Genomic DNA, 11502 nt, shown 5'->3' on the forward strand with positions numbered 1-11502 from the left:
GCGGTGGGCGTGCGGAGATGTCAGCATGGGCACATGTCCTGATGTGCCGTCAACGCACACGTGTCCGGTGCGGCGGAGTGGGGAGACGAACCCGGTGTTCTACAACGTGCTCAAGTACGTGGTGCTGGGTCCGCTGCTCAGGCTGCTGTTCCGCCCGCGCATCGAGGGGCTCGCACACGTGCCGGCCGACGGCGCGGCGATCGTGGCCGGCAACCACCTGTCGTTCTCCGACCACTTCCTGATGCCGGCGATCCTGCGGCGGCGCATCACCTTCCTCGCCAAGATGGAGTACTTCAACGGCCCCGGCCTCAAGGGGCGGCTGACCGCGGCGTTCTTCCGCAGCGTCGGCCAGATCCCGGTGGACCGCTCCGGCGGGGCCGGACAGGCGGCGCTGCGGGAGGGGCTGGCCGTGCTGGCGCGCGGGGAGCTGCTGGGTATCTACCCGGAGGGCACCCGCTCCCACGACGGACGGCTCTACAAGGGCCGGGTGGGTGTGGCGGCGATGGCGCTCGGGGCCGGGGTGAAGGTCGTGCCGTGCGCGATGCTCGGCACGTTCGAACTCCAGCCGCCGGGGCGTGTGCTGCCCCGGCTCGGCCGGGTGACGATTCGTTTCGGCGAGCCGATGGACTTCTCCCGCTTCGCCGGCCTGGAGTCGGACCGTTCCGTGCTGCGCGCGGTGACGGACGAGATCATGTACGAGATCCTGCGGCTGTCCGGCCAGGAGTACGTGGACGTGTACGCCCCGCAGGCCAAGGAGGAGCAGGCCCGGCCGGCGGCCGAGCAGGCCGGCACCGAGGCGCCGACGCCCGAGGGGCGTGCACCGCGCCTCGGGCGGGGGCGCCGACGGCGGGAGCGCGGCGCCTGAGCCGCCCTCCCCCCACCCCGGCCCGAGGGCTCAGCCGTGGTCGCGGTGGTGGGCGGCGATGCCGTACCTGCCGCGGTCCTCCAAGGGGCCGCCTGCCCCCATGTCCGAGACGGTCCGCACCACCTCGGCGGGCGGCGCCGCGGCGCTTTCCAGGACGTCGAGGTCGGCCGCGGACACCAGGGCGACCAGCGGCTTGCCGTGACGGGTGACCACCACCCGCTCCCCGCCGTAGACCACGCGGTTGATCAGGTCCGCCAGCTCCGCGCGCGCCTGCGTCACCGGAATCTCGTATGCCATACCTCCAGCATACCCGCACGTACGTAATGTACATTCTTTACAGACTTACCAGTCGGGTGCGGAACGCCGCGCCTTCTCGAGGGAGAGGTCTGCCATGTCGACGCCGTCAGCGCCGCCGGACTCCACCGGCCGCCGTGTCCTGCCCGAGTTCACCCACCGCACCGAGCACGGCACACGAACCACCGACCCCCACTCACGGCTGCTGGAAGCGCGGGTGGTGGTGCTCGGCGGGCCGCTGGACGAGCGGAGCGCCGGCGAGGTGATCGCGCAGCTGCTCGTGCTGGACGGCGACGCGGACGGCCGGGGCCTGTCGCTGTACCTCAACTCGCCGGGCGGCTCCTTCCAGGCCATGGCCGCCGTCCACGACACGCTCCGCCAGCTGCGGAGCGAGGTGGAGACGGTCTGCGTCGGGCAGGCCGGACCCGAGGCCGCGGTGCTGCTGGCGGCCGGTACGCCGGGGCGTCGGCTGATGCTGGCGCACTCCCGGATCGTCCTGCGTCAACCGACGCTCGCCGACCCGTTCGAGGGCGGGCCGGCGGACGTGGCGGTGTGGGCGGCGGAGGCGCTGCGACAGCGCGCGGTGATGACGGAGCTGCTGTCCGAACTCACCGGCCAGGAGCGGGAGCGGGTCGCCGCCGACATCGACCGGGCGCGGGTACTGGACGCCGCCGCGGCCCTGGACTACGGGCTTGTCGACTCGCTGGTCACCGAACGCCCGGCCGCGCCGGGACCGGAAGAGCGGAGGTGAGCGCGTGCTGCCCGAACTGCCGCCGCTTCCCGCGCTGACCCGCGCGGAGGGCGACCTGGTCGACGGCTACCTCGCCGCACTGGGCCGGCTCGGCCGCATCAACCCCGCCCGGGGAGGTGACACCCTCGGCGCGCTCCAGGCGGCGCAGGCGCTGGTGACCGAGGCGGCCGTCCTGCGCGACGCGCTGGCCACGATGCACGGGCGCGGAGAGCGCGAGCTGCACGGTCGGGTCCTCGGGCACGCCCTCGGAGTGCTGGGCGTCGAGCGGCGCCTGGGCCGGCTTGTCCTGCCGGCGCCGCTCGCGACGGACCGGGGGCTCGACGACGCGCCGTGAGCACGGTCCGGCGGACGTGCTCACCGGGAGGAGGTGAGGGCGAGCGGGTCGGGCCAGCCGAGGGAGATCCAGACGGTCTTGCCGCCGCCCGCCGGGACGACGGTGAGAGCACCGCCGAACTCGGCGGTGAGCGCCCGGATGATGGCCAGCCCGCGCCCGTTGTCCTGCTGCACGGCGGCCGGCAGCCGTCGGGGCAGCCGGTGGTGACTGTCGGTCACTCCGACGCGCAGCGTCTCCTGGCGCTCCAGCAGGAGCCGGAGGGTGAACTCCGGCGACTGGCCCCTGGTGTGCAGCACGGCGTTGGTGGCCAGTTCGGAGACGATGAGCGCGACGGCGTCCCCGAGCTCGCTGTCCGCCGGCAGACCCCACTGGGCGAGGGCTTCAGAAACGTATCTGCGCGCCCTGCCGACCGATGCGGGTGTGCTCGGCAGGCTGACGGACGCTTCCTGGTGATCGGCCATGACCGCCTTGATCCTTCCCACCGCGTCCCGTGCGCCCTGACGCGTGGATGTGGGGGCGGCGCGTCCGCGGCTGGCTGCTCCCGGTCAGAGTGCCACTGCCGCGCCGGGGATCGAGCCGACTGCGGCCGATGTCGGCCGCTCTGTCGCTCGAAGCGGTGAACTGTACGACGACAGAGCGTATTTGACGGGCGGGTGGGGAACCTCCGGTCATGCGGGGCTGTTGACGCTGCGTGAGCGGCCGCAGGCGACGCCTGCGGGCGGCGCGGCTTCCCAGGCGCGCCGGCTGCTCAGGCGCGTCGACTTCGCGGACGGCGGCTCAGGCGTCGGCGGGCGCCGTGTCGACGATCGTGCGGACGGCGCGGTCGAGTTCCGCGTCGGACAGGTCGGCCCGGGCGGTGAGCCGCAGCCGGGAGATCCCGTCGGGCACGGAGGGCGGGCGGAAGCAGCCCACGTGCAGCCCCCGCGTCCGGCAGCGCTCGGCCCAGGCGACCGCGTCCTGCGGGGAGGGCGCGCGGACGGAGACGACGGCGGCGTCCGGTCTGACCGCCGACAGTCCCGCCGCGGTCAGACCGACGTGCAAGCCGCGGGCGACCGCCCGGGCCCGTTCCGGCAGGTCGGGGCGCTCGCGCAGCAGGCGGACGGCGGCCAGCGCGGCGGCGGTCGCCGCCGGGTTGAGGCCGGTGTCGAAGATGAAGGTGCGCGCGGCGTTCAGCAGGTGGTCGATGACCGCCGCCGGGCCGAGGACGGCGCCGCCCTGGCTGCCGAGGGACTTGGAGAGCGTGAGCGTCACGACGGTGTCCTCCCGACCCGCCAGACCGGCCGCCCGGGCGGTGCCGCGGCCGCCGCCACCGAGGACGCCGAGGCCGTGCGCGTCGTCCAGCAGCAGCCCGGCGCCGGCCTCACGGCAGACCTCGGCCAGGTCGGCCAGCGGGGCGGCGTCGCCGTCCACGGAGAAGACCGTGTCGGAGACCACAAGCGCCCGGCCCGCATGGCCGGCGAGCAACTTGGCGACCGCCTCGGGGTCGGCGTGCGGGGCCACCTTTGTGGTCGCGCGGGAGAGCCGGCAGCCGTCGATGAGTGAGGCGTGGTTGGCGGCGTCGGAGACGATCAACGCGTCCGGGCCGGTGAGGGCGGTCACGGCGGCGAGGTTGGCGGCGTAGCCGGAGGAGAAGACCAGCGCGGCCTCGAAGCCGCAGAAGTCCGCCAGTTCGGCCTCCAGCTCGGCGTGCAGGTCGGTGGAGCCGGTGACCAGGCGCGAGCCGGTGGCGCCGGCGCCCCACCGGTGGACGGCGTCCGCGGCGGCGGTGGTGACGGCCGGGTGCCGGGTGAGGCCGAGGTAGTCGTTGCCGGCGAGCTGGAGGATCTCCGCGTCGGCGCTCCTGGGGCGCAGGCGCCGTTGGAGTCCGGCGCTCCGGCGGCTCTCGCGGGCTTCGGTGAGCCAGCCGAACGGTGTGGTGGACATGGCCGTCCCTCGCTGATCTGTCGGGTCCCCATAGAACCTAGTGCCGGTGCCGGCGACGGCCGGTGTGGCGATACACACACCTCCCGGAGGGCATCTTGTCGCTTCTCTCCTTGGCCGCACGCTGTGCGGTAGGCCAGGATCTAGGGCCATGGACCTGCTGAAGACGCTGGTGGACAAGGGGCTGCGGCGCGAGCTGCCGACGCGCGACGAGGCGCTGGCCGTTCTGTCGACCTCCGATGACGATCTGCTCGACGTGGTGGCCGCGGCCGGCAAGGTGCGCCGCAAGTGGTTCGGGCGGCGCGTCAAGCTCAACTACCTGGTCAACCTGAAGTCCGGCCTGTGCCCGGAGGACTGCTCCTACTGTTCGCAGCGGTTGGGGTCCAAGGCCGAGATCCTCAAGTACACCTGGCTCAAGCCGGAGCAGGCGGCGGCCGCGGCGGGCGCGGGGGTCGCCGGCGGCGCCAAGCGGGTGTGCCTGGTGGCCAGCGGACGCGGGCCCACCGACCGGGACGTGGACCGGGTGTCGCAGACGATCTCGGCGATCAAGGAGCAGCACGCGGACGTCGAGGTCTGCGCGTGCCTCGGGCTGCTCTCCGACGGGCAGGCGGCCAGGCTGCGGGATGCCGGCGCGGACGCCTACAACCACAACCTGAACACCTCCGAGGCGACGTACGGCGACATCTGCACCACGCACGAGTACGCCGACCGCGTCTCCACCGTGCAGCAGGCGCAGGCCGCCGGCCTGTCGGCCTGCTCGGGACTGATCGCCGGTATGGGCGAGAGCGACGAGGACCTGGTCGACGTCGTCTTCGCGCTGCGTGAGCTGGACCCGGACTCGGTGCCGGTGAACTTCCTGATCCCCTTCGAGGGCACCCCGCTGGCCGCGGAGTGGAACCTCACGCCGCAGCGGGCGCTGCGCATCCTGGCGATGGTGCGCTTCGTCTGCCCGGACGTGGAGGTGCGGCTCGCCGGCGGTCGTGAGGTGCAGCTGCGTTCGATGCAGCCGCTGGCCCTGCACCTGGCCAACTCGATCTTCCTCGGCGACTACCTGACCAGCGAGGGCCAGGCCGGGCAGGCCGACCTGGACATGATCGCGGACGCCGGTTTTGAGGTCGAGGGCGCGGGCGAGACGACGCTGCCGACGCACCGGGCGGACGTGGCGGCCGGGGGCTGCGGCGGAGGCGCCTGCGGACCGTGCGGCGACGGCGGGGACGGCGCTGCGGCGGCCGAGGCCGCAGAGGAGGCCGGAGTCGTCGAGGCCCCGGGCGCCGAGGCCGGGGAGAGCGCGTCGGGTACGCCCCGGCAGCGGTCCGAGCTGGTGACCGTCCGGCGGCGCGGCGCCGGCACGGAGGTCCCGCCGAATGCCTGATCCGCTCTCCACCGCGGAGCTGCTGGAGCTGGACCGCCGCCACGTGTGGCACCCCTACGGGCCGATGCCCGGGCGTCAGACGCCGCTGGTGGTGGAGTCGGCGTCCGGTGTGCGGCTGCGGCTGGCGGAGCCGGTCGAGGGCCGGACCGAACTGGTCGACGGCATGTCCTCGTGGTGGTCCGCGGTGCACGGATACAACCATCCGGTGCTGAACGAGGCGGCCGGCGCGCAGCTGGGGCGGATGAGCCATGTGATGTTCGGCGGGCTCACCCACGAGCCCGCCGTCCGGCTCGCCCGGCGGCTGGTGGAGCTGACCCCGGGCGACCTGGAACACGTGTTCCTGGCCGACTCGGGTTCGGTGTCGGTGGAGGTGGCGCTGAAGATGTGCCTCCAGTACTGGCGCTCGCTGGGCCGGCCCGGTAAGCGGCGACTGCTGACCTGGCGCGGCGGCTACCACGGCGACACCTGGCACCCGATGTCCGTGTGCGACCCGGAGGGCGGGATGCACCAGCTGTGGTCGGGGGTGCTGGCCGAGCAGGTCTTCGCGCCCGCGCCTCCGGCCGGGTTCGACGCGCCGCTGGACGAGTCGTACGCCGAAAAGCTGCGGCGGCTGGTGCGGGAGCACGCCGACGAACTGGCCGCGGTGATCGTGGAGCCGGTGGTGCAGGGCGCGGGCGGCATGCGCTTCCACTCCCCCGGCTATCTGCGGGTGCTGCGGGAGGCGTGCGACGAGTACGGCGTGCTGCTGGTGTTCGACGAGATCGCCACCGGTTTCGGCCGGACCGGCCGGCTGTTCGCCGCCGGGCACGCCGGTGTCACCCCCGACGTGCTGTGCCTCGGCAAGGCGCTGACCGGCGGCTATCTGACGATGGCCGCCACGCTGTGCACGCCTCGGGTGGCGGACGGCATCTCGCGCGGCGAGGTGCCGGTGCTGGCGCACGGGCCGACGTTCATGGGCAATCCGCTGGCGGCGTCCGTGGCGCTGGCCTCCGTGGAACTGCTGGCCGGCCAGGACTGGGCGGCCGAGGTGCGCCGCATCGAGCGCGGGCTGCGCACGCACCTCGCGCCGGCGGCCGGACTGCCGGGTGTGCGGGACGTGCGGGTGCTCGGCGCGATCGGTGTGGTGCAGCTCGACCGGGAGGTCGACATGGCCGCCGCGACGCGGGCCGCCGTCCGGGAGGGCGTGTGGCTGCGCCCGATCCGCGACCTGGTCTACACGATGCCGCCGTACGTCACCGCGGACGCGGATCTGGCGCGGATCGGCGCGGCGGTGTGCGCCGCCGCGCGCGAGGGGTGAGTGCGTTGGGCGAGATCCTGGTGGTGTCCGGTACCGGCACCGAGGTCGGGAAGACGGTTGTCACGGCGGCGGTGGCGGCGTGCGCGCTGCGGGCCGGCCGTAGCGTCGCGGTGCTCAAGCCCGCGCAGACCGGCGTCGCGGAAGGCGAGGCCGGGGACGTCGCGGAGGTCGGGCGGCTGGTCGGCGGGGCGGTGACCGGACGGGAACTGGGCCGCTATCCGGAGCCGCTGGCCCCGGCGACGGCGGCGGCGAGGGCGGGAATGCCCCCGGTGTCTGCGGGGCGGGCGGCCGCGGCGGCCCGGGAGTTGGTCGCCGGGCATGATCTGGTGCTGGTGGAGGGCGCGGGCGGGCTGCTGGTGCGGCTGGACGAGCGGGCCTCGACGCTGGCCGACGTGGCCGGGCTGCTCGAGGCGCCGGTGCTGCTGGCGGTGGCGGCCGGACTCGGCACGTTGAACACGACGGCGCTCACGGCGGAGGCGCTGGCCTCCCGCGGGTTGGACTGCCGCGGGCTGGTGGTGGGGAGTTGGCCGTCCGAGCCCGGGCTTGCCGAGCGCTGCAACCTGGACGATCTGCCGGTGGTCGCCGGTGCCCCGCTGCTGGGTGTGGTGCCGGCCGGCGCCGGAGGGTGGGACGCCCCGCGTTTCACGGCGGCGGCGCCGGCGTGGTTGGCGCCGGAGCTGGGCGGTTGCTGGGACGGCCGACCGCCAGGATGATCCGGCGGGCCGGCCGGTCCGGCACGTCAGAGGGTCCAGGTGCGGAGTTCGGCCGCGATGTCGGCGAGTTCGGCGCGGCCTTCCTTGACGAGCCGGGCCAGGTCGCGGACCTTCTCCGGGGACGTGGCGACCTTCTCCCCCGCCGCGATCAGGTAGCCGTAGGCGACGGCGGTGGCGAACATCGCGTTCGACCGCTCCAACGCCGGGATGTGCAGGAGCTGTTGGAGGAGGGCGGCGGCCCGCTCGGCCGGCTCCCGGTAGACGGGGCGGCCGAACACGGCGGCGTCGTGCCGGCTCACCGCGGCGATCAGCGCGCCGTAGTCGGTGATGGCCGGGTCCCCGGGGATCTTCTCCTCCGCGACCATGAGCAGCCAGGCGAGGTCGATCCGCAGACTCACCGGCCGGTGCGGCCCTTGCGTTCGCCGGGCGCGTCGGCCGCGGCTTCCAGGGCGCGGGCCTCGCCGAACTCCTCGGCGAACTCGTCGGCGAACTCCTCGGAGAAGACGGCCTCGTACTGCTTCATGAAGTCGGCGGCGGACTCCACGAAGGAGTGGCCCGCCTCGCCGGCGTCCCGCAGGACCAGGTCCTCGATGTAGCGGTTGACGCTCACTCCGCGCCGGCGCGCCTGCTGCCGCGCGGTGTCGGCGGTGGACTCCTCCACCCGCACGTTCAGCTGTGTCTTGGCCATCACACCATGCTAGCGCCGACCCGCTAGCTCGGGCAAGGTTCCGGCGGACGCCGCCGGGAAGCCGTACGGTCGAGACAGCACCGGACGAAGAGCCGGCCCACGCGCCGGGGCGGGAAGGACGACGATGACCACCGCAGCGCAGCCGCAGCCCCCGACCGACCAACGGCCGGCCGCCCGTGCCCGGCTGCTGACAAAGCGGTACGGCGGCGACTCTGAGGTGGCCGTCACCGCGCTCGACGCCGTGGACGTGGACATCACGGCCGGTCGCTTCACCGCCGTGATGGGCCCGTCGGGCTCCGGTAAATCCACCCTCATGCACTGCCTCGCCGGGCTGGACTCGGTGACCTCCGGCCGGGTCTGGCTCGGCGACCGCGAGATCACCTCGCTCGGCGACCGTGAACTGACCCGGCTGCGCCGCGACCGGGTCGGCTTTGTCTTCCAGTCCTTCAATCTGCTGCCCACCCTCACCGCCGGGGAGAACATCACCCTGCCCATGGACATCGCCGGACGCCGCCCGGACCGGGCGTGGGTGGACGAGGTGATCACCACGCTCGGCCTCGGCGACCGGCTCGGCCACCGCCCCGCGCAGCTGTCCGGTGGCCAGCAGCAGCGGGTGGCGTGCGCCCGGGCGCTGGCGTCCCGGCCGGAACTGATCTTCGCGGACGAGCCGACCGGCAACCTGGACTCCCGCTCCGGCCTGGAGGTGCTGCGGCAGCTGCGGGTGGCCGTGGACCGGCTCGGACAGACCGTCGCCATGGTCACCCACGATCCGGCCGCCGCCGCGCACGCCGACCATGTGCTCTTCCTCGCCGACGGCCGCCTGGTGGACGAGCTGGACGATCCGACGGCCGACGTCGTCCTGGAACGCATGAAGCGGCTGGACGCCCCGAGGGGAAGCTGACCGCGTGCTGCGTGCCACGCTGCGTTCGCTCGCCGCCCACCGGGGCCGGCTGCTGCTGTCCGCGCTCGCCGTCCTGCTGTCGGTCGCCTTTGTGGTCGGCAGTGTCATCTTCTCGGACACCGTCCGCCACACCTTCGACCGGCTGTTCGCGGCGAGCGCGGCGGACGTGACCGTCCTCCCGAGGGACGCGCCCGAGGGCCGCGACCAGACGCTGTCGGGCGCCGAGCCCACGGTGCCGGCCGCGCTCGCCGGGCCCGCCGCCGAAGTCGACGGGGTCGCGGACGCCCGGCCGGAGGTGCGGGTGCAGAGCGCCACCGTCGTCGGCGCGGACGGGCGGCGGATCGGCTCCACCACGGGAGCGCCGACGATCGCCACCGGCTGGTACCCGGAGCCGCGCCGGGTGGTGGAACTCGCCGAGGGCAGGCCGGCGCGCGGCGACCGCGAGGCGCTGCTGGACCGGGACAGCGCCGAGCGGCACGACGTCTCGGTCGGCGACCGGCTGCGGATCGTCGCCGAGCCGGGCACGGTGACGGTCGAGGTGGTCGGCCTGGCGGCGTTCACCACCACCAACCCCGGCGCGACGCTGGTGTTCCTCGATCCGGACGTCGCCGCCCGCGTGCTGCTTGGGGACGCCGAACGGGCCACCTCCCTCGCGGTGACCGCCGCCGAAGGTGTACCGCACCCGGTGCTGCGGGACCGGGTGGCCGCCGCGCTGGGCGGGGACTACACCTACCGGACGGCCGAGCAGCAGAGCGAGTCGGCCGCCGCCGAGCTGGGGACGGTCCTCGGGGTCATCCGCTGGGTGATGCTCGGCTTCGCCGGGGTGGCGGTGCTGGTCGGCGTCTTCCTGATCATCAACACCTTCGCGATGCTCGTCGCGCAGCGCACCAGGGAGCTGGGGCTACTGCGGGCGCTGGGCGCCGAACGCCGGCAGGTGCGCCGGTCGGTGCTGGTGGAGGCGCTGCTGCTGGGCGTCGTGGGGGCCAGCCTGGGGCTGTTGGCCGGGGTGGGGCTGGCGCACGGGCTGGTCCGGCTGATGGGCCTGCTCGGCATGTACCTGGACCCGGCGGACATCCGGATCGAGCCGGTGGTGCCGGTGGCCGCGTACGTGGTCGGAGTGGGCGTCACGTTGGTGGCGGCGGCGCTGCCGGCGCGGCGGGCGGGCCGGGTGCCGCCGGTGGCGGCCCTGGCGGACACCGAGGTGAGCGCGGTGGGGCGGCCGCTGCGGTTGCGCGCGGCGCTCGGCGCGGCGGTGGCCGTCGCGGGCGCGGGGGCGCTGGTAATGCTGGCCCGCGCCGAGTCGGCCGGGCGAGCGGGGACGTGGCTCGCGGTGGGGGTGGCGCTCACGCTGCTGGCCGCCGTGCTGGCGGGGCCGGCGCTGGTGCGGCCGGTGGTGCGGGTACTGGGGTTCGGGCTGCCACGGGCGTTCGGGCCGGTCGCCGTGCTGGCCCGGCGCAACGCGCTGCGCAACCCGCGCCGCACGGGCGCCACTGCCTCCGCGCTGATGGTCGGTCTGGCCCTGGTCACCGGGCTGTCCATCGGCGGCGCCTCGATCACCGCGTCCTTCGACCGGGAGGTCGACCGCACCCTCGGCGCGGACTTTGTCATCCAGAACGAGAGCTTCCGGCCCTTCACCTCGGAGGTCGCCCGGCGGGTGGACGCGGTGGAGGGCGTGGGCATCGTGGTCCGGGAGCGCTTTGTGCCGCTGCGGCTGGCCCTCCCGGACGGCTCGACACACCGCACGATCGGCGCGGCCGTGGACCCCGGACTGGACGAGGTCGCCCGGGTCGAATACACGGCCGGCGACACCGCCGGGGCGGTGGGCGCCGACCGGTTGGCGCTCGACCGGCGGTTCGCCGCGCGGCACGGTCTGGCGGTGGGCTCGACGCTGGAGGCGGAGTTCGTCGGCGGAGGGACGGCCCGGCTGCGGGTCGGGGCGTTGGTGGAGAGCGGCAGCCCGGCGCCGGGCGGGGACGTCGGCGCGTTCCTCGGGCTGCCGACGCTGGAGCGCCACCAGGTCGCGGGGCAGGACGCGGTGCTGCTGGTGAACGCCGCCGACGGCACCGACCCGCCGGTGCTACGGGAACGGCTGGAGCAGGCTCTCGCCGACCTGCCGCAGGTGCAGGTCCGCGACCACGCCGACTACAAGCAGCTTGTCCGCGACCAGGTCGCGGTGCTGCTGTACCTGGTCTACGCGCTGCTGGGACTGGCGGTGGTGATCGCGGTGCTGGGGGTGGTGAACACGCTCGCGCTGTCGGTGATCGAGCGGACGAGGGAACTGGGCATGCTGCGGGCGGTGGGCATGTCACGGCGGCAGCTGCGGCGCATGGTGCGCCTGGAGTCGGTGGTGATCTGTCTGTTCGGGGC

13 protein-coding genes are annotated in these 11502 nt (G+C 74.4%); 8 read left to right on the forward strand and 5 right to left on the reverse strand.

Translation table 11 applies throughout. From position 1 onward, the window contains the following. Window positions 1-94 precede the first annotated feature (94 nt). Window positions 95-865 carry a lysophospholipid acyltransferase family protein gene (locus GL263_RS12360; RefSeq protein ID WP_182855712.1) on the forward strand — a complete coding sequence of 257 codons (771 nt, stop codon included), beginning with the start codon at window positions 95-97 and terminating at the stop codon, window positions 863-865. Between the two features lie 30 nt (window positions 866-895). Here GL263_RS12360 and GL263_RS12365 read toward each other — a convergent pair whose 3' ends face one another. Continuing rightward, window positions 896-1162 carry a type II toxin-antitoxin system Phd/YefM family antitoxin gene (locus tag GL263_RS12365; protein ID WP_182855713.1) on the reverse strand — a complete coding sequence of 89 codons (267 nt, stop codon included), beginning with the start codon at window positions 1160-1162 and terminating at the stop codon, window positions 896-898. A gap of 94 nt (window positions 1163-1256) precedes the next feature. Here GL263_RS12365 and GL263_RS12370 point away from each other — a divergent pair, with 94 nt between their 5' ends. Further along, on the forward strand, window positions 1257-1910 hold the full coding sequence (locus GL263_RS12370) for an ATP-dependent Clp protease proteolytic subunit (protein ID WP_182855714.1): 654 nt from the start codon (window positions 1257-1259) through the stop codon (window positions 1908-1910). Between the two features lie 4 nt (window positions 1911-1914). After that, window positions 1915-2244, forward strand: coding sequence for a hypothetical protein (locus tag GL263_RS12375; protein WP_182855715.1), 330 nt, complete (start codon window positions 1915-1917; stop codon window positions 2242-2244). A 20-nt stretch (window positions 2245-2264) separates the two neighbouring features. Here the strand turns inward: GL263_RS12375 and GL263_RS12380 are convergent, their stop codons facing one another. Beyond that, the gene (locus GL263_RS12380) at window positions 2265-2705 is read right to left on the reverse strand and encodes an ATP-binding protein (protein WP_182855716.1); all 441 of its coding nucleotides are present in this window, start codon (window positions 2703-2705) and stop codon (window positions 2265-2267) included. Between the two features lie 316 nt (window positions 2706-3021). Further along, complete coding sequence (locus tag GL263_RS12385) at window positions 3022-4167, reverse strand: 8-amino-7-oxononanoate synthase (RefSeq protein WP_182855717.1); 1146 nt, start codon at window positions 4165-4167, stop codon at window positions 3022-3024. Window positions 4168-4315: 148 nt separating this feature from the next. On the opposite strand from GL263_RS12385, the gene bioB reads away from it, so the two are divergent. Genes bioB through bioD form a run of 3 tightly spaced genes read left to right on the forward strand, consistent with a single transcriptional unit; the run spans window position 4316 to window position 7546 of the window. Next, window positions 4316-5536, forward strand: a complete 1221-nt coding sequence (gene bioB, locus GL263_RS12390) for a biotin synthase BioB (RefSeq protein ID WP_182855718.1) — start codon at window positions 4316-4318, stop codon at window positions 5534-5536. After that, window positions 5529-6833, forward strand: coding sequence for an adenosylmethionine--8-amino-7-oxononanoate transaminase (locus GL263_RS12395; protein ID WP_182855719.1), 1305 nt, complete (start codon window positions 5529-5531; stop codon window positions 6831-6833). The genes bioB and GL263_RS12395 overlap by 8 nt, the downstream gene beginning before the upstream one ends. Window positions 6834-6838: 5 nt before the next feature. Then, entirely contained in the window at window positions 6839-7546 is a 708-nt protein-coding gene (gene bioD, locus GL263_RS12400) for a dethiobiotin synthase (protein WP_182855720.1), read from the forward strand. Between the two features lie 26 nt (window positions 7547-7572). Here the strand turns inward: bioD and GL263_RS12405 are convergent, their stop codons facing one another. Both GL263_RS12405 and GL263_RS12410 read right to left on the reverse strand, forming a co-directional pair. Further along, window positions 7573-7944: a fic family toxin-antitoxin system, toxin component gene (locus tag GL263_RS12405; protein ID WP_182855721.1), complete on the reverse strand. Its 372-nt coding sequence runs from the start codon at window positions 7942-7944 to the stop codon at window positions 7573-7575. Continuing rightward, the gene (locus GL263_RS12410; protein ID WP_228456457.1) at window positions 7941-8234 is read right to left on the reverse strand and encodes an antitoxin; all 294 of its coding nucleotides are present in this window, start codon (window positions 8232-8234) and stop codon (window positions 7941-7943) included. Before GL263_RS12410 ends, GL263_RS12405 begins: the two co-directional genes overlap by 4 nt. 124 nt (window positions 8235-8358) lie before the next feature. Here GL263_RS12410 and GL263_RS12415 point away from each other — a divergent pair, with 124 nt between their 5' ends. Both GL263_RS12415 and GL263_RS12420 read left to right on the forward strand, forming a co-directional pair. Next, window positions 8359-9135, forward strand: a complete 777-nt coding sequence (locus GL263_RS12415) for an ABC transporter ATP-binding protein (protein ID WP_182855722.1) — start codon at window positions 8359-8361, stop codon at window positions 9133-9135. Between the two features lie 4 nt (window positions 9136-9139). Next, on the forward strand, window positions 9140-11502 hold a 2363-nt coding region (locus tag GL263_RS12420; RefSeq protein WP_182855723.1), incomplete at its 3' end, for an FtsX-like permease family protein.

This window comes from Streptomyces durbertensis, from assembly GCF_014156695.1.
In the GTDB taxonomy this organism is placed as follows: domain Bacteria; phylum Actinomycetota; class Actinomycetes; order Streptomycetales; family Streptomycetaceae; genus Streptomyces; species Streptomyces durbertensis.